The sequence below is a fragment of the uncultured Roseobacter sp. genome (genome assembly GCF_947499265.1).
GTDB lineage: Bacteria > Pseudomonadota > Alphaproteobacteria > Rhodobacterales > Rhodobacteraceae > Roseobacter.
This window is the reverse complement of the sequence record NZ_CANMNK010000001.1, coordinates 626,793-643,268: the sequence shown is the minus strand read 5'-3', so window position 1 is coordinate 643,268 and position 16,476 is coordinate 626,793. Positions and strand designations below refer to the sequence as shown.

General features: G+C 60.2%; 17 protein-coding genes. 8 read left to right on the top strand and 9 right to left on the bottom strand.

Going from position 1 to position 16,476, the window contains the following annotated elements; genetic code table 11:
* Nucleotides 1-2 precede the first annotated feature (2 nt).
* Nucleotides 3-887 (bottom strand): LysR family transcriptional regulator, encoded by an 885-nt coding sequence (locus tag Q1A63_RS03115; RefSeq protein WP_366524262.1) that lies wholly within the window; start codon nucleotides 885-887, stop codon nucleotides 3-5.
* A 107-nt stretch (nucleotides 888-994) separates the two neighbouring features.
* Between Q1A63_RS03115 and Q1A63_RS03110 the strand changes: the two genes are divergently transcribed.
* The 6 genes from Q1A63_RS03110 (at nucleotide 995) to Q1A63_RS03085 (ending at nucleotide 6,957) form a co-directional block, all read left to right on the top strand.
* Complete coding sequence (locus tag Q1A63_RS03110) at nucleotides 995-1,750, top strand: class II aldolase and adducin N-terminal domain-containing protein (protein WP_298969190.1); 756 nt, start codon at nucleotides 995-997, stop codon at nucleotides 1,748-1,750.
* Nucleotides 1,740-1,880, top strand: a complete 141-nt coding sequence (locus tag Q1A63_RS03105) for a hypothetical protein (protein WP_298969189.1) — start codon at nucleotides 1,740-1,742, stop codon at nucleotides 1,878-1,880. The genes Q1A63_RS03110 and Q1A63_RS03105 overlap by 11 nt, the downstream gene beginning before the upstream one ends.
* Before the next feature lie 111 nt (nucleotides 1,881-1,991).
* Complete coding sequence (locus Q1A63_RS03100) at nucleotides 1,992-3,155, top strand: acyl-CoA dehydrogenase family protein (RefSeq protein ID WP_298969187.1); 1,164 nt, start codon at nucleotides 1,992-1,994, stop codon at nucleotides 3,153-3,155.
* Between the two features lie 55 nt (nucleotides 3,156-3,210).
* Entirely contained in the window at nucleotides 3,211-5,322 is a 2,112-nt protein-coding gene (locus tag Q1A63_RS03095) for an acetate--CoA ligase family protein (protein WP_299630614.1), read from the top strand.
* The gene (locus tag Q1A63_RS03090; RefSeq protein WP_299630612.1) at nucleotides 5,246-6,025 is read left to right on the top strand and encodes a carnitinyl-CoA dehydratase; all 780 of its coding nucleotides are present in this window, start codon (nucleotides 5,246-5,248) and stop codon (nucleotides 6,023-6,025) included. The genes Q1A63_RS03095 and Q1A63_RS03090 overlap by 77 nt, the downstream gene beginning before the upstream one ends.
* A 53-nt stretch (nucleotides 6,026-6,078) precedes the next feature.
* Nucleotides 6,079-6,957: an SDR family oxidoreductase gene (locus Q1A63_RS03085; RefSeq protein WP_299630610.1), complete on the top strand. Its 879-nt coding sequence runs from the start codon at nucleotides 6,079-6,081 to the stop codon at nucleotides 6,955-6,957.
* Between the two features lie 70 nt (nucleotides 6,958-7,027).
* Here Q1A63_RS03085 and dxs read toward each other — a convergent pair whose 3' ends face one another.
* From dxs to Q1A63_RS03060, 5 genes are all read right to left on the bottom strand, one after another.
* Entirely contained in the window at nucleotides 7,028-8,959 is a 1,932-nt protein-coding gene (gene dxs, locus Q1A63_RS03080; RefSeq protein ID WP_299630608.1) for a 1-deoxy-D-xylulose-5-phosphate synthase, read from the bottom strand.
* Nucleotides 8,960-8,969: 10 nt separating this feature from the next.
* A complete protein-coding gene (locus Q1A63_RS03075) occupies nucleotides 8,970-9,839 on the bottom strand; it encodes a polyprenyl synthetase family protein (protein WP_298969173.1) in 870 nt (289 codons plus the stop codon).
* Between the two features lie 2 nt (nucleotides 9,840-9,841).
* The gene (locus tag Q1A63_RS03070) at nucleotides 9,842-10,084 is read right to left on the bottom strand and encodes an exodeoxyribonuclease VII small subunit (RefSeq protein WP_298969171.1); all 243 of its coding nucleotides are present in this window, start codon (nucleotides 10,082-10,084) and stop codon (nucleotides 9,842-9,844) included.
* A 146-nt stretch (nucleotides 10,085-10,230) separates the two neighbouring features.
* Entirely contained in the window at nucleotides 10,231-10,932 is a 702-nt protein-coding gene (locus tag Q1A63_RS03065; RefSeq protein ID WP_298969169.1) for a response regulator, read from the bottom strand.
* Entirely contained in the window at nucleotides 10,929-11,441 is a 513-nt protein-coding gene (locus Q1A63_RS03060) for a MarR family transcriptional regulator (protein WP_298969168.1), read from the bottom strand. Before Q1A63_RS03060 ends, Q1A63_RS03065 begins: the two co-directional genes overlap by 4 nt.
* 170 nt (nucleotides 11,442-11,611) lie before the next feature.
* On the opposite strand from Q1A63_RS03060, the gene Q1A63_RS03055 reads away from it, so the two are divergent.
* Complete coding sequence (locus Q1A63_RS03055) at nucleotides 11,612-12,481, top strand: branched-chain amino acid aminotransferase (protein WP_298969167.1); 870 nt, start codon at nucleotides 11,612-11,614, stop codon at nucleotides 12,479-12,481.
* Between the two features lie 132 nt (nucleotides 12,482-12,613).
* Nucleotides 12,614-14,182, top strand: a complete 1,569-nt coding sequence (locus Q1A63_RS03050) for an alkaline phosphatase D family protein (RefSeq protein ID WP_299630604.1) — start codon at nucleotides 12,614-12,616, stop codon at nucleotides 14,180-14,182.
* On the opposite strand, the gene Q1A63_RS03045 is transcribed toward Q1A63_RS03050, so the two are convergent.
* Genes Q1A63_RS03045 through Q1A63_RS03035 form a run of 3 tightly spaced genes read right to left on the bottom strand, consistent with a single transcriptional unit; the run spans nucleotide 14,179 to nucleotide 16,426 of the window.
* Nucleotides 14,179-14,793: a DUF6434 domain-containing protein gene (locus tag Q1A63_RS03045; RefSeq protein WP_298969165.1), complete on the bottom strand. Its 615-nt coding sequence runs from the start codon at nucleotides 14,791-14,793 to the stop codon at nucleotides 14,179-14,181. The genes Q1A63_RS03050 and Q1A63_RS03045 overlap by 4 nt on opposite strands.
* A gap of 42 nt (nucleotides 14,794-14,835) precedes the next feature.
* Nucleotides 14,836-15,435, bottom strand: coding sequence for a cob(I)yrinic acid a,c-diamide adenosyltransferase (cobO, locus tag Q1A63_RS03040; RefSeq protein ID WP_298969164.1), 600 nt, complete (start codon nucleotides 15,433-15,435; stop codon nucleotides 14,836-14,838).
* 16 nt (nucleotides 15,436-15,451) lie between these two features.
* Entirely contained in the window at nucleotides 15,452-16,426 is a 975-nt protein-coding gene (locus Q1A63_RS03035; protein WP_298969163.1) for a DMT family transporter, read from the bottom strand.
* Nucleotides 16,427-16,476: the final 50 nt, after the last annotated feature.

Here is a 16,476-nt window from a genome sequence, read left to right as displayed (position 1 = left end):
ACCTAAGGCGAGGTGCGAGCCGCTTTCTGTTGTGCGATTTCCGCTCTGAGCCAGCTGGTAAAGGCCTCTGCTGCGCTCATTTCCTGCGCGCGGGGCGATAGGATCAGGTAATAAGCTTCCTGCATCTCCGCGCGATGCGCGAAAGGCGCGATCAGGTGTCCCGCTTTGATCGGACCCTGCGCTATGGCGTCATGCCCCAGCGCCATGCCACCTCCCGTCATGGCGACAGACAGGGGAACCGAATAGGTGGTGGCATAGGTGACGGGCGGGTCGGGCCACTGCAACCCCTGTTCTTCGGCCCAGACCGCCCATGTCCCCATCATGTTGGAGCAATCATAGAGCGGCTGTGCAGCCAGCGTGTCCAGCGTGACAGGATAGCCGGGCGCGCAGACGGGATAGTAGTGATCCGTGAGCAGCAACTCGGCATGCACACGGTCAGAGGGGCGCAGGGAAAACCGGATCTCGACATCCGCGCCCTCGGCCATCTCGCGCGGCTCCCAAAGCTCGGTTTCGATGTTGATCTGGACCTCAGGATGCTTGCGGCGAAAATCGATTAGCCGGGGCGCCAGCCAATGAATGGCGAAGCTGAGGTTGGATTGCACCTGCAGCACGTCGCCTTCTTTCCGCGTCAGCGCACGGGTGCCATGGGCCAGCGTGCGAAAGGCGTCACGCACCACGGGCAGGTAGCTGATGCCGGTCTGGGTCAGTTCCAGCGCCCGGGTTCGGCGATGAAACAGGGGACGCCCCAGAAAGGCCTCAAGCGATTTGATCTGCTGGCTCACGGCACTTTGCGTCATGTTCAGATCCCGCGCGGCGCCAGTGAAGCTGAGGTTCCGGGCGGAAGCCTCAAAAGCGCGCAGCCAGTTAAGGGGCGGCAAGTCAGCCATTATAACTCATCCATTAGTTCAACTTATGGACAGATTGCGTTTTTTTCGTTGGTCAAGCAAGGCGTGGCGGTGTTGTCATATGGTCAAGCCTGAGCGGAGGAAGCCCCATGTCTGTGACCGAGATGCGCCCGAATATGGAACACTGGCAGGAACGCGTGGACCTTGCCGCCGCCTTCCGCTGGACGGTGCGGCTGAACATGCACGAGGCGGTGGCAAACCACTTCAGCCTGGCGATCAATGACGATGGTACCAAATTCCTGATGAACCCCAACCAAATGCATTTTTCGCGCATCAGGGCGTCCGATCTGATCGTGGTGGACGCCAATGATCCGGAAACACTGCAAGGGCCGGATGCCCCCGACCCCACCGCCTGGGGGTTGCACGGCGGGTTGCATAGGCACTGCGCCCACGCCCGCTGCGCGATGCATGTGCATTCGCCCTATGCCACGGCTTTGGCAGCCCTGGCCGACAGCCGCCTGCCGCCAGTGGATCAGAACGCCTGCACGTTTTTCAATCGTTATGTCATCGATGAAAACTACGGTGGGCTGGCCTTCGAAGAGGAAGGGGAGCGCTGCGCGCAGCTCTTTGATGACCCGAAAAAGAAGGTCATGATCATGGGCAACCACGGGATCATGATCATTGGCGACACCGTCGCGGACACCTTCAACCGGCTCTATTATTTCGAGCGGGCCTGTATGACCTACATCATGGCGCTGCAAACCGGACAGCCCTTGCGCGTATTGTCGGATGATGTGGCCGAGAAGACGGCGCAGGAGCTGGAGACCTATCCCGAACAGGACGCGCGTCATTTGGCGGAACTCATGGCCATTCTGGATGAAGAAGGGTCAACCTATGCCCAATGACGCCGAAGCCCGGGGAGCCGGGCGCGGGAACGATCACCCCCCGGCGCGATTGGTGCAGACCCCGCTGTTTCAATGGATGCTGCGCCCACGGGATGACGCGCGCACGCATAAAAAGCAGATGTACACGTGATGCGGCGTCGTGTGGTTATTGACGATCTGTCGGTCTGGACAAGCACACGGCGTCTGGGGAGATAAGCGCATCCCTGCGCTTTTTTCCAATGTTTATGAAAGACCTGATCCCATGACCGCCTATGGCCTGACTGAAGAACACCAGATGATTGCGGAGACTGTCCGCAGCTTTGTCGAAAAAGAGATCTACCCGCACGAAGAGTTGGTGGAACGCACCGGTGAAGTGCCCCATGAGATCGCGCAGGAGATCAAGCGCAAGACCCTTGAGTTGGGGTTTTACGCCTGCAACTTCCCCGAAAGCGTCGGTTGTGCGGGGCTGAACCACCTTGAGTTTGCATTGGTGGAGCGGGAGTTGGGACGTGGCTCCATGGCGCTCAATCACTTCTTTGGTCGTCCGCAGAACATCCTGATGGCCTGTGAAGGTGAGCAGGTGGAGCGCTACCTGATGCCGGCCGTAAGGGGTGAAAAGATGGACGCGCTGGCGATGACCGAGCCCGGGGCCGGATCTGATGTGCGGGGCATGAAATGCGCCGCCGTGCGCGAGGGGGGCGATTGGGTGGTGAACGGGACCAAGCATTTCATCTCGGGCGCGGAGCATGCCGATTTCATCATCGTTTTCATCGCAACCGGCGAGGATCAGACGCCAAAAGGACCGAAGAAACGGATCACAGCGTTTCTGGTCGATCGTGGCACGCCGGGGTTTACCATCCGCGACGGGTATAAATCCGTCAGCCATCGCGGCTACAAGAACATGATCCTCGATTTCGACGACTGCAGGCTACCGGACACGCAGATTCTTGGGGAGGTGGACGGTGGTTTCGAGGTGATGAACACCTGGCTTTATGCAACGCGCATCACGGTTGCGACCATGTCGGTGGGCCGCGCGCGCCGCGTGTTTGACTATGCGCTGACTTATGCCGCCGAGCGCGAGCAGTTCGGCCAGAAGATCGGCAAGTTTCAGGGCGTCAGTTTTCAGCTTGCCGATATGGTTACGGAAATCGATGCCGCAGATCTGCTGACGCTGGCCAGCGCGGATAGGTTGGATAAGGGGCTGCCCGCGAACCGGGAGATTGCCAGTGCCAAGCTCTACGCTTCGGAGATGCTGGCACGGGTAACCGACGCCGCGATCCAGATCCATGGCGGCATGGGGCTGATGGATGACTATCCGCTGGAACGGTTCTGGCGCGATGCGCGGGTCGAGCGGATCTGGGACGGGACATCTGAGATTCAACGCCATATCATCAGCCGCGATTTGCTGCGGGCGCTGGGCGCATGAGGTTTTATGCCTCCGGCGGGGATATTTTCGGCCAGAAGAAACCGGCAGGGCTGCGATGAGCCGTAATCTTTCGCGGTTGCTGGCGCCGCAGTCCATTGCGGTGATTGGTGGTGGTGCGTGGTGTCGTCAGGTCATCATGCAGGCGCAGAAAATGGGCTTTTCGGGACAGATCTGGTTGGTGCATCCGGGGCGGATCGAGGTTGCAGGCGTCAAGGCAGTTGTGGATGTTAGAGATTTGCCGGGACCGCCCGATGCGGTTTTTATTGGGGTCAACCGGAATGCCACCATTCAGACCGTAAAAGCGCTGTCGGACATGGGCGCAGGCGGGGCGGTGTGTTTTGCCTCGGGCTTTTCCGAAGCGGCATCTGAAGATGCGCAGAGCCAGAATTTGCAGGCCGCGCTTGTTGCCGCAGCGGGCGACATGCCAATCCTTGGCCCCAATTGCTATGGGTTCATCAATGCATTGGATGGCGCGCTGCTCTGGCCGGATCAGCACGGGTGTAAGCGGGTCGATCAGGGTGTCGCCATACTGACGCAAAGTTCCAACATTGCGATCAACCTGACCATGCAGCGGCGGGGGCTGCCGATTGCGGCTGTCGTGACCTGCGGAAACATGGCGCAGATCGGCCAGGCCGAGATCGCGATGGCCCTGCTGGATGATCCACGGATCACGGCCATCGGCCTGCATGTCGAGGGGTTTGGGGATCCCAGTGCATGGCATGCCCTGGCGCTGAAGGCGCGCGACAGGGCGGTGCCATTGATCGCGCTGAAGGTTGGTGCGTCTAAGCAGGCGCAAACCGCAACCGTCTCCCATACCGCGTCTTTGGCAGGGAGCGATGCCGGTGCCACAGCGCTTTTGCGCCGGTTGGGCATCGCCCGTTTGGACGATCTGCCCAGTTTTCTGGAGACCCTGAAGCTGCTGCACTGCAACGGTCCGCTTGAGACAAACGCGCTGTCTTGCATCAGCTGCTCGGGGGGCGAGGCCAGTCTGGCGGCGGATACGGCGACCAATATGCGCCTGCATTTTCCACCCCTAAAAGCGGCGCAAAAGACTGCATTGTCCGATGCGTTGGGTCCGATGGTGGCACTTTCCAACCCCTTGGATTATCATACTTATATCTGGGGAGATGTCGCAAAAATGACGGCGGCCTGGCTGCCGATGGCGGCATCCCACATTGGTTTGCTGATGCTGGTCATTGATTACCCGCACACCGACGCAAGTGATTGGGAAAGTGCGACGCAGGCGGCCATTGCCGTGCGCGCGCGCAGCGGACGCCCCGTGGCCGTGGTCGCGACACTGCCTGAGCTGATGCCACCGGATGTGTCGGATCGCCTGATGGCTGCGGGTGTGACTCCTATATGCGGTCTGTGCGAGGCCATGCGCGCCGCCGAGGCCGCCGCCAGCATAAGGCCACCGGATGATGTTCCGCCCGTACCCCCGGGGCCTGAACGGGCGTCCATCATGCTGAGCGAGGCAGAGGCCAAAACGCTGTTACGGCGATACGGTTTGCCAACGCCGAACAGTATCGTTTCTGATCGCCCTCCGGATGCAAGCACGGCACGCGGGCTGGCAGCGCCGCTGGTTTTGAAAGGGCAAGGTAGCGCACATAAATCCGAAGCGGGTGCGGTTCGGCTGAATCTGACACACGAGGCGCTGACCAAGGCCCGGGAAATGTCGGCCAACAGCTTTCTCGTAGAGGAAATGGTGCAGGGGGCGGTTGCGGAACTGCTCGTTGGGGTGACGCGCGATGCAGCACATGGTTTCGTGCTGACCCTCGGGACAGGCGGTGTCTTGACCGAACTGTGGCAGGACAGCGTATCGCTTTTGTTGCCGGTGACGGAAACAGATGTCGCAGACGCGCTTGAAACGCTCAAAACCTATTCGCTTTTGACCGGATATCGGGGCAGGCCCGCTGCGCATATGGATGCAATCATCACCGCCGTTATGGCCGTGCAGGCTTGCATCATTGCGCATGCAGGCGCAATCAGCGAGGTTGAGGTCAATCCGCTCATATGTACCCCGGAGCGCGCCGTGGCGGCGGATGCGCTGATCCTAATGTCCCCCCCCACACACGTCCAAGGAGGCTTAGATGAACCCGATCAAAACCACCCGAAAAGGGGCCGTTTTGCTGGTCACGCTGGACCGGCCCAAAGCGAATGCCATTGATCTGGAAACCTCCCGCATCATGGGTGAGGTCTTTGCAGATTTCCGGGACGATCCCGACCTGCGCGTCGCCATCCTGACCGGGGGTGGTGAGAAGTTTTTCTGTCCGGGATGGGACTTAAAAGCGGCGGCAGACGGCGACGCGGTGGATGGCGATTACGGCATCGGCGGCTTTGGCGGGTTGCAGGAATTACGCGGGATGAACAAACCGGTGATCGCTGCCGTGAACGGCATTGCCTGCGGTGGCGGGCTGGAACTGGCGCTGAGTGCGGATCTGATTTTGGCCGCAGACCATGCGACATTTGCACTGCCCGAGATCCGTTCCGGGACCGTCGCTGACGCTGCTTCTGTGAAATTGCCGAAACGTATCCCCTATCACATCGCGATGGAGCTTTTGCTGACCGGGCGCTGGTTTGACGCTTCCGAGGCTAAAAACTGGGGGCTGGTCAATGAAATCCTATCTGCGGATGCGCTGATGGACCGCGCCTGGGCGCTGGCGGAATTGCTCGCTTCCGGGCCGCCGCTTGTTTACGCGGCGATCAAGGAAATCGTGCGTGACGCGGAAGATGCGAAGTTCCAGGACGCGATGAACCGCATCACCAAACGTCAGCTGGAAACAGTGGATCGCCTTTATGCCTCCGAGGATCAGCTTGAGGGCGCGCGCGCCTTTGCCGAAAAACGTGACCCCGTGTGGAAAGGGCGCTAGCATCCTCGCGTTCCGCGCTTGAACCTTACCGCTGAGACGTTCACTTTGAGCGCATGACAAAGACACTTCTTTCTATTGGCCACGGTTTCAGTGCGCGCGCGCTTGCGGCGCGGTTGATCCCGAACGGATGGCGCGTGATAGGGACAACCCGCAGCGCAGCCAAGGTCGAAGAGATCGCCGCAACGGGTGTTGAGCCGGTGATTTGGCCCGGCAGGGATTTGAACGCCGCGCTGGAACAGGCGAATGCGCTGCTGGTTTCTGCGGGGCCGGGCCCGGAGGGCGATCCGACACTGGCGGTGATGCGCGCCGAAATCGAAGCCGCAGCGCCCCGGTTAGATTGGGCCGGATACCTCTCCACTACCGGCGTTTACGGCGATCACCAGGGGGGATGGGTGGATGAAACCTCCCCGCTGACCCCCTCAACAGCGCGCGGATTGGCACGCGTCGCGGCAGAGGCAGCCTGGCAGGCGATCCCGGACCTGAAGCTACACATCTTTCGGTTGGCTGGTATCTATGGGCCCGGGCGTGGCCCCTTTGCCAAGGTCCGCAAGGGAACGGCGCGCCGGATCATCAAGAAAGGGCAGGTTTTTTCGCGCATCCACGTCGAGGATATCGCCCAGGTGCTGGAGGCCTCGCTCGCGCAGCCCAATCCCGGCGCGGTTTATAACCTTTGTGACGATAATCCCGCGCCGCCGCAGGACGTGATCGCCCATGCCGCCGAGCTTCTGGGGTTGCCCTTGCCGCCAGCGGTCGATTTCGAGACCGCAGAGATGACACCAATGGCGCGCAGCTTTTACGCCGAAAGCAAGAAGGTGCAAAATGACCGGATTAAGCACGAACTTGGCGTGACCTTGCTCTACCCAGACTACCGTGCCGGATTGACGGCTTTACTGCGTGCAGAAGTCCAGAACGAGCCTGCTGAAAGAAGGTGAGCGTTTTCAGAAAGGCGTTGGGTGAACAGGGTGGCGGCGCCTCCTCGCCTCACCTTCCGGACGGTTGCTCTCAGGCCCGCGCTTCGCCAATCTGCGCGACACCGAGAACATCCAGAACCTTGCTCTCGATATCCGAGGCATTCATGCCTGCCACCGCGTACATGTCCGCTGGGCTCGCCTGATCAATGAAGATATCAGGCAGGACCATGGAGCGGTACTTCAGGCCGGTATCAAACACCGCCTCCTCCGCCAAAAACTGGGCGACGTGACTGCCGAAACCGCCCACCGCCCCTTCTTCGATGGTGATCAACGCTTCATGCTCTGCCGCGAGATTGAGGATCAATTCGCGATCCAGCGGCTTGGCAAACCGCGCATCGGCGACGGTCGGGGTGATCCCACGCGCCGACAACGCCTCGGCCGCTTTTTCGACTTCCGCCAGGCGGGTACCAAAAGACAAGAGCGCCACGCGGGCGCCCGCAGAGATGATCCGCCCCTTGCCAATCTCAAGCGGCGTGCCGCGCTCCGGCATCTCCACACCCTGACCCTCGCCACGAGGGAAACGAAAGGCGATGGGTCCGTCGTCGTAGGCGGCGGCAGTGGCCACCATATGTTTGAGTTCCGCCTCATCCGCAGCCGCCATCACCACAAAGCCGGGCAGATTGGCCAGATAGGCCACATCAAATGCACCCGCATGCGTGGCCCCATCCGCCCCGACCAATCCGGCACGGTCAATGGCAAAGCGCACAGGCAGCCGTTGAATGGCCACGTCATGCACCACCTGATCGTACCCGCGCTGCAAGAAGGTCGAGTAAAGCGCGCAGAAGGGTTTCATACCGCCCGCCGCCAGCCCGGCGGAGAAGGTCACACCATGCTGCTCCGCGATCCCCACATCAAAGCAGCGGCTGGGATAGCGTTCAGCAAAGAGGTTCAGGCCGGTGCCATCCGGCATCGCCGCGGTGATCGCGCAAATCTTGTCGTCCTCCGCAGCCTCCTGCAGCAGGCTGTCCGCAAAGACACGGGTGTAGCTTGGCGCATTGGAGGGGGCTTTTTTCTGCTCGCCCGTTACCACATCGAATTTGGCCGTGGCGTGACCCTTGTCGCGGGCCGTTTCGGCGGGCTCATAGCCCTTGCCCTTCTTGGTCAGCACATGGATGAGGATCGGACCCGTGGCGCGCGCCTTGACCGTGCGCAGGACCGGTAGCAGCTGGTCCATGTCATGCCCGTCGATGGGTCCCAGATAGGAAAACCCCAGTTGCTCAAACAGGGTCCCGCCCACGGCCATGCCCTTGAGAATGTCCTTGGCGCGTTTGGCCCCTTCGCGGAAGGGTTCGGGCAGCAGGCTCACCGCACCCTTGGCTGCGGCCTTGAGATCCTGGAACGGTTCTTCGGCATAGAGACGGCTGAGGTAGGTCGACATTGCGCCCACCGGCGGCGCAATTGACATTTCATTGTCGTTCAGGATCACAATCAGACGTTTGCCCAAATGGCCCGCGTTGTTCATCGCCTCATAGGCCATGCCCGCGCTCATCGAGCCATCGCCGATCACCGCGATGGCATCGCCCAGACCTTCGGGCACCACGCCGCCGAGATCACGCGCCACGGCAAACCCCAAAGCCGCCGAGATCGAGGTCGAACTATGCGCTGCCCCAAAGGGATCGTAGGGCGATTCCTTGCGCTTGGTGAATCCGCTCAACCCGTCCTTCATGCGCAGGGTGCGGATGCGGTCCCGGCGCTCCGTCAGGATCTTGTGTGGATAACACTGGTGGCCAACGTCCCAGATGATCTTGTCGCGCGGCGTGTCGAAGATCGCATGCAGCGCCACGGTCAGTTCCACAACGCCAAGCCCCGCGCCCAGATGGCCGCCGGTGACGGAGACGGCCGACACCGTTTCGGACCGCAATTCATGCGCCAGCTGCGTCAACTGCCGGTCCGTCAGCTGTTTCATATCGGCAGGCCGCTGAACGGTGTCGAGCAAGGGGGTATCAGGTCGCTTTGACGTCATGATCTGTCTCTCAATGCGCGCGTGTCACAACGAAGCGCGCAGCCTCTTTTAAAGTGTCTGCGTCTTTTCCGTAACCCGCCAGGCTGTCGCAGGCCGTCTCCACCAGTTCAGACGCGCGTTTGCGTGCCGCTTCAAGGCCTAAAAGGGACACGAAGGTTGCCTTGCCCGCATCCGCGTCTTTGCCCACCGCCTTACCAACCGTAACACTGTCACCCGTGACATCCAAAACGTCATCTGCGATCTGAAAGGCCAGCCCAAGCGCGTGCGCATAAGCCTGCAAAGCGGTCGTATCAGCCTGCGCCATGCAAGCGCCTGCGGTTGCCGACCATTCGATCAATGCGCCGGTCTTGCCTTGTTGCAAGGCGGTAATCTGCTGCAATGTCAGCGGTGACTGCGCCGTTTCAGCGGCGATATCCAACGCCTGCCCCAGCACCATGCCCTGTGCGCCACTTGCCCGTGCCAGGCGCAGCGCCAGTTCCGCGCGTACCGCAGCGTTGGGGCTGGTTTCTTCCCGGCTGACCAATTCAAACGCCAGCGTTTGCAGCGCGTCCCCTGCCAGCACCGCTGTCGCCTCGTCCCATTTCTTGTGAACCGTCGGTTGCCCACGGCGCAGATCATCATCGTCCATACAAGGCAGGTCATCATGCACCAAAGAATAGGCGTGCAGGGCCTCAATACCGGTCGCGGGCCAGATCGCCTGTGACGCATCAATCCCATGCAGCCGCGCGCTTTCCAAGACCAGAAAACCGCGTAACCGTTTGCCGCCATGTGTCGCATGCGCCATGGCATCCACCACGGGCAGAGTGTCCAAAACGCCAAGGATCAGGTCAAAGTGGTGTTGAATGGTCTGGGCGGCCTCGCCCAGACGGTCGGCAAACATGCTCAGAGCCCTTCAGCCGGTTTTGTTCCCGTCGGGGTGCCCTCACCGTCCAGGGTGATGGCAGCCACCTTTTCTTCGGCCTCTTTCAGCTTCGTCTCGCAGCGCGCTTTCAGGGCCGCGCCCCGCTCATAAAGTGCGATGCTCTCATCCAGCGCCACATCCCCACGCTCCAGCTGACCCAGCACCTTTTCCAGCTCGGCCATTGCCTGCTCGAAACTCATCTGATCTACGGGTGTATCGGTCATGGTTGGAACGTCCTGTCTGTGCACTGGCGGTTTTCTAACGGGTATTTCAGCGCGGTGCCAGCCCGCCGCCTCTTTCTTCTGGCCAGAAATATCCTCGGGGGAGGCCCGTCAGGGCCGGGGGCAGAAAGCCCCCAATGCCCGGGCTCCTATTCCGGTGCCAGCATGTACCCCGCGCCGCGCACCGTTTGCAAATAGCGCGGCTGCTTGGGGTCTTCTTCGATCTTGCGACGCAACCGGGTGATCTGAACGTCCACCGCACGTTCCTGTGCCTGCCCGCGGTCACGCCCAAGCTCTTCCACCAGCTTCGCGCGGCTGATGGGTTCATTGCAGCTGGCGGAGAAGATTTTCATCAGCTGCATCTCGGTCGCGGTCAACCGCACAAGATCCTCACCCTGCCACATCTCGCCGCGCTCCATATCATAGCGGATGGTGCCCAGTGTCAGCACCTTGGGCGCCGTCTGGTCAACCGGCGCCTCCGGCATCCGGCGCAGGATGGCGTTGATCCGCAGCAACAACTCTTTGGGCTCGAAAGGTTTGGCGAGATAATCGTCTGCCCCGGCTTCCAGCCCTTCGATCCGATTGCCCGTCTCCCCCTTGGCCGTCAGCAGAAGGATCGGCACAGCGCGGGTTTCGCGCAGCGATTTCGTCAGCGTCAGACCGTCTTCGCCCGGCATCATCACGTCCAGGACGATCAGATCGAAATCCAGACCCGACAGAATGCGCCGCGCATGGGCTGCATCCCGGGCCGCGGTCACCAGAAAACCGCTCCGCATCAGGAATTTCTGCAACAAGGTCCGAATGCGTTCATCGTCATCAACGATCAGCAGATGTGCATCCATGTCGCTCATGTGCCGCTATCCCGCAGCCGCGTGTAGGCATAGCGCATTTCGCGGTCCATCATCGCTTCCAGCACCTGCCGAAAGCCGGCAACCGCGTCCGGCCCCGCATCGCGAAAGGCCATCCGCATCCGCGCGCGCTGCGCATCCGAGAGTTTCTGTTCCAGCGCCTGCCCTTCCTCTGTCAAAAACAAATGCCGCTCGCGTTTGTCGAGCTTGCCAACTTTGCTCTCTACCAGACCATCCTCGATCAGTGTGCGCAAGACACGGTTGAGCGATTGTTTCGTAACGCCAAGAATGTTGAGCAGATTATTGACCGTGGTGCCCGGCGCGCGGTTGATGAAGTGCACGGCACGGTGATGTGCCCGACCGTATGCCATATCGGCCAGAATGCGATCAGGGTCGGCGGTGAAACCGCGATAGGCAAAGAACATTGCCTCGATCCCCTGTCGCAATTGTTCGTCGGTCAAAAACAGAAGGTTTTCACCGCTCTGGGCCGTCGTGCTCCGCCCGTCTGCCATACCATGCCTCAATAACTATCGCTTTAATCTGTGTCAGCATATGTCAGTGTTGTTGACATTCCAAGGGTGAAGGGCTATCGAATCGCATCTTTTGCGCAACTTTATGACCGTATCGGACGTATTTTGCGCAATATTTGAAAAGTTTGCGACGAACCCAGGAAGGAAAGACGATGGCAGGCGCTTACAATGATCGCGATGGCAAGATCTGGATGAACGGTCAAATGACCGAATGGCGCGAGGCCAACGTCCATATTCTGACCCATGCAATGCACTATGCCTCCTCGGTCTTTGAGGGAGAGCGCGCCTACAACGGCAAGATTTTCAAAAGCCGCGAGCATTCCGAACGTTTGGTCCGGTCGGCCCAGATGATCGACTTCGAAATCCCCTACACGGTGGATGAAATAGAGGCCGCGAAGGTCGAGGTGCTTGCCGCCAGTGGTCTGCAGGACGCCTATGTGCGCGCCATCGCCTGGCGCGGCGCAGGCGAGGATATGGGGGTCGCGTCAGCGCGCAACCCGGTGCAACTGGCCATCGCGGCCTGGGAATGGGGCGCCTATTACGGAGACGCCAAGATGAAGGGCGCCAAGCTCGACATCTCCAAATGGAAACGCCCAAGCCCGGAAACGATCCCCAGTCATGCCAAGGCCGCGGGCCTCTACATGATCTGTACCATGTCCAAGCACGCGGCAGAGGCCAAGGGGTGCTCGGACGCGATGATGTTCGACTACCGCGGCTATGTGGCTGAGGCGACAGGCGCCAATATCTTCTTTGTCAAAGAAGGCGAGGTGCACACGCCGGACCCGGATTGCTTCCTCAACGGGATCACCCGTCAAACCGTGATCGGCATGCTCAAGGATCGCCAGATCAAAGTGCATGAGCGCCACATCATGCCGGAAGAGCTGGAAGGGTTCGAGCAATGCTGGCTGACGGGTACGGCGGCTGAGGTCACACCCGTGGGTCAGATCGGCGACTATAACTTCGAGGTCGGCAGCATCACCCGCGAGATTGCCGAAAGCTATGAAACGCTCGTGCGCAGCTAATGGAATACTCTGACGCCTGTGCGCAAACGCAGGCGTCACAAAAGTTTTTCATACCCGTTACACGGGTGTGCCACGGACGTCACAGAGAAGGTGTCCCATGTTGCGGTAGCCAATCGCCACATGGAGACCTTCATGACACGACTCATTCGTCCCACCCGCCGCGCCGTTCTGGCCGGTTCCACCGCCTTTGCCGCAAGCCTCGCCATGCCCAGCCTCAGCCGTGCAGGGTCACGCCCGATCTTCACGCATGGTGTTCAATCGGGGGACGTCGATACGTCGTCGGGCATGATCTGGACACGCACGGACCGGCCCGCCCGCGTCAGCATGGAAGTGTCCACCACCGAGAGTTTCGCCGATGTGCGGCGCCTGGCCTCGATGGATGCCATCCCCTCCAGCGACATGGCGATCAAACGCCTGGTGCGTGACCTGCCATCGGATCAGGACATCTTTTACCGCTTTGTTGCGACCGATCTCAGTGATGTGAACGCGGTCTCCGAGCCACTGGTCGGGCGGTTCCGCACCGCGCCGATGGCCCGGCGTGACATCCGGTTTGCCTGGTCCGGCGATACCGCCGGTCAGGGCTGGGGCATCGACGATCAGGGCATGGCCACCTATGCCACCATGGCGCAGCACCAACCCGATTTCTTCATCCATTCAGGCGATACCATCTATGCCGATGGACCGATGCAGGACGAGGTGGAAAAGGACGGCGAGGTCATCTGGAAAAACGTCGTGCTGCCCGATGAAAAGCGCAAAGTGGCCGAGACGCTGGATGAATTCCGCGGTCAATGGAAATACAACCTGCTCGACGAACACGTCCGTCAGATGAACGCAAACGTGCCGACCTTCATGCAGTGGGATGACCACGAGGTGGTGAACAACTGGTCCGACAGCAAGGACATGATGGCCGATGACCGCTACACCGAGAAATCGGTGCATCTGTTGCAGGCCCGCGCCACACGCGCCTTCCACGAGATGACCCCGCTGCGGATCACACCCGAAGAGCCGAACCGCGTCTATCGCAAGATCAACTATGGCCCGATGCTGGATGTTTTCTTTCTGGATCTGCGCAGCTATCGGGGGCCGAACACGGCCACGCCGACCACCGAACTGACCGATGATCAGCGCGTGCTGGGCGCGGAGCAGATGGCATGGCTGAAACGCGAATTGGCCGCATCCAAGGCCACGTGGAAGGTGATCGCCTCCGACCAGCCCATCGGCCTGATTGTCTGGGACAATTTCCGCGAACAGGCGGGCGCGGAAGGCATCGCGGATGGCACCAGCGGCCCGGCGATGGGGCGCGAGGTTGAGGTCGCAGAACTGCTGCGCTTCATCAAAACCGCCAAGATCGACAATACGGTCTGGTTCACCGCGGATGTGCATTACACCGCTGCGCATTACTACAATCCGGACAAAGCGCAGTTCCAGGATTTCGAGCCCTTCTGGGAGTTCGTGTCCGGCCCACTGCACGCGGGCACCTTCGGGCCGAATGAGATGGACGGCACCTTTGGCGCCGAAGTGAAATTCGTCAAAGCGCCGACAGAAGAGCAAGGTGTCAACCTACCGCCCAGCGCTGGCCTGCAGTTTTTCGGGTTGGTGGATATCGATGAGCAGACGCAACAGATGAAAGTGCGGCTGATGGATCGCGCAGACACAGAGCTTTACGCGGTGACGCTGGATCCCAAAGGGGTCAGCATTTAATCAGTAAGGTCCAAGTCCGACCTCGAATAGGCATGCCGTCCATTCTCGGACGGCATGTCGCGTTTCAGGGCCCAGTATTTGCGCACGTCGGACATGCCCATATCCGGGTTATCCGCCAGAAAATCACGCGTGTACTGGTTGAACTGATTATGGTGGGCAATGTCGCTTTGATAGCCCGGTTTCGCGACCTCCACCTGTTGCCGTTTGTATTCGGCAACGGCGTCAGCAAGGGTTTTGCCGGTATTTTCTTTCATCCACGCCATAAAGGCGATGTTGAACTTGAATTTGGGATCGGCATGCCGCTTGAAAAACCGCCGCACATTCTGTGAGTTTCGGTAGCTGTCGGTGATCACCGTCTGCGGCGTCAGATCGGCACTGTGCCAGTCAAATTTTGACCTGGGCGTGACCTTCACGTCACTAGGCCAGGAGGTCTCACCTGTATCCAGAAAATGCGCCAAACGCTCCAGTATCGTGAATTTGCCGCCCGACCGGCGCAGCCCACAGGCCTTGGCTTGCACATCGAGTTCGGCCTTCAGCCAATACCAGCGGCGCAATTCCGCACCGCTGGTGATTGACGCGATGTCAGGTCGGTTTTCTGCTTTCCTTCGCATCGCTCACATCCTGCATTTTGAGGGCAAGATGTTTCTTTGCGATCAGAAATCCACCCCGCGCTGTGCCTTTATGCCCGCTTGGTAGGGATGTTTGACTTCGGTCATCTCGGTGACCAGATCGGCATATTCCATCAATTCGGGCTTGGCATCGCGGCCGGTGAGGATCACGCCGGTGCGTTTGTGGCGGCCCTCCAGGCTGTCGATCACCTCGTGCACGTCGAGATAGTCATACCGCAGTGCAATGTTGATCTCATCCAGCACGACCAGGTCGTAATCCCCGCTCTCCATCATCTCGACCGCCTTGGCAAAAGCCGCCTCAGCTGCAGCGATGTCGCGCTCCTTGTCTTGTGTGTCCCAGGTGAAGCCTTCGCCCATCGTGTGCCAGGTCACATTGCCCAACTGGTCAAAAAACCGACGTTCGCCGGTGATCCACTTGCCTTTGATGAACTGCACCACGCCCACGGTCTGTTTCCAGCCCAAGGCGCGAATGACCACGCCGAAAGCGCTGGAAGATTTGCCCTTGCCCTTGCCCGTGTGTACCAGCACCAGACCCTTTTCCGGATCCTGGGCTTCGGCAACCTTGGCGCGGTGCTTGGCCTGCACCTTCTTCATTTCTTCTTTGTGGGTCTCCGCGTCACTCATCCTGATCATCCTTTGGTTAAGGGGCACCTGAGGGTGGCATATTGGGTTTTGATTTGCTGCGGTCCAGCCCCAATTGGCGTTCGCGCCAAATGATCAGAACACCGCCTGCAATCACAAGGCTGGCGCCAAGCATAATGGGTCCGGTCGGCACTTCGTCAAAGGCCACATACCCGATGATACTCGCAAAGATCATCGACGCGTAGTCAAAGGGTGCGAGCATAGACGCACCACTGAAGCGATAGGAGGAAGTCACCATGATCTGGGCAATGCCGCCGATGAGACCGGCGGCGATCAGCATCAGCACCACGGAGGTCTCCGGCCAGACCCAGACAAACGCGGGATGATCCACAACCCAGCCAATCGGCGCGGACAAAAGCGCAAGGCCCGTCGCTGTCACGGAGAAGTAAAACACGATGGCTGCGGTATGATCGGTTTGCACCAACCGGCGTACGTGGATCTGCACCATCGCGCGCAGGATCGATGCGATCAGAACCATCGCCGCACCCAAAGTCGCGGCGCGCGACATCTCATCGGCCCCCACGCTCAGGCGTGGTGCGATGACAATCATCACGCCAACAAGGCCAAGTGCTACTGCAGAGAGGCGGATCAGACGCACCCGTTCCCCCAGAAAGAGCGCGGCAAAAAGGACTGCGAACATCGGTGTGGCGTAGCCGATGGCGGTGACTTCCGGCAGTGGCAGCAACCCCAGCCCGGCAAAGGTCAATCCCATGGCCGAGGTGCCGAAGATGCCGCGCCACACGTGGCCCATCAGGTTTGAGGGGATCAGGCCCTGGCGCAGCTGACCCCGTTGCGCCAGCCAGACGGCGATCACCGGAATGGCAAAGAAGGATCGGAAGAAGACGGCTTCACCCGGTGGGACCTTGCCCGAGACGCTCTTGATGATCGCGGCCATGACCATGAACAGAAAAACCGCGCAAAGCTTGAGGGCAATTGCGCGGCCGGGACGATGTTCGGTAAGGTCTTGGGCCATGGGCGTCTCTTGCGCCCCTGGAAAGGAAAGATCAAGCGCGCAAGGCAAGC

Coding starts and splice junctions, on each gene's coding strand:
- Q1A63_RS03115 (WP_366524262.1), bottom strand. CDS start 887: ATGGCTGACTTGCCGCCCCTTAACTGGCTGCGCGCTTTTGAGGCTTCC.
- Q1A63_RS03105 (WP_298969189.1), top strand. CDS start 1,740: ATGCCCAATGACGCCGAAGCCCGGGGAGCCGGGCGCGGGAACGATCAC.
- Q1A63_RS03085 (WP_299630610.1), top strand. CDS start 6,079: ATGACAAAGACACTTCTTTCTATTGGCCACGGTTTCAGTGCGCGCGCG.
- Q1A63_RS03045 (WP_298969165.1), bottom strand. CDS start 14,793: ATGCGAAGGAAAGCAGAAAACCGACCTGACATCGCGTCAATCACCAGC.
- Q1A63_RS03055 (WP_298969167.1), top strand. CDS start 11,612: ATGGCAGGCGCTTACAATGATCGCGATGGCAAGATCTGGATGAACGGT.
- dxs (WP_299630608.1), bottom strand. CDS start 8,959: ATGACGTCAAAGCGACCTGATACCCCCTTGCTCGACACCGTTCAGCGG.
- Q1A63_RS03060 (WP_298969168.1), bottom strand. CDS start 11,441: ATGGCAGACGGGCGGAGCACGACGGCCCAGAGCGGTGAAAACCTTCTG.
- cobO (WP_298969164.1), bottom strand. CDS start 15,435: ATGAGTGACGCGGAGACCCACAAAGAAGAAATGAAGAAGGTGCAGGCC.
- Q1A63_RS03100 (WP_298969187.1), top strand. CDS start 1,992: ATGACCGCCTATGGCCTGACTGAAGAACACCAGATGATTGCGGAGACT.
- Q1A63_RS03095 (WP_299630614.1), top strand. CDS start 3,211: ATGAGCCGTAATCTTTCGCGGTTGCTGGCGCCGCAGTCCATTGCGGTG.
- Q1A63_RS03065 (WP_298969169.1), bottom strand. CDS start 10,932: ATGAGCGACATGGATGCACATCTGCTGATCGTTGATGACGATGAACGC.
- Q1A63_RS03035 (WP_298969163.1), bottom strand. CDS start 16,426: ATGGCCCAAGACCTTACCGAACATCGTCCCGGCCGCGCAATTGCCCTC.
- Q1A63_RS03050 (WP_299630604.1), top strand. CDS start 12,614: ATGACACGACTCATTCGTCCCACCCGCCGCGCCGTTCTGGCCGGTTCC.
- Q1A63_RS03090 (WP_299630612.1), top strand. CDS start 5,246: ATGAACCCGATCAAAACCACCCGAAAAGGGGCCGTTTTGCTGGTCACG.
- Q1A63_RS03075 (WP_298969173.1), bottom strand. CDS start 9,839: ATGTTTGCCGACCGTCTGGGCGAGGCCGCCCAGACCATTCAACACCAC.
- Q1A63_RS03070 (WP_298969171.1), bottom strand. CDS start 10,084: ATGACCGATACACCCGTAGATCAGATGAGTTTCGAGCAGGCAATGGCC.
- Q1A63_RS03110 (WP_298969190.1), top strand. CDS start 995: ATGTCTGTGACCGAGATGCGCCCGAATATGGAACACTGGCAGGAACGC.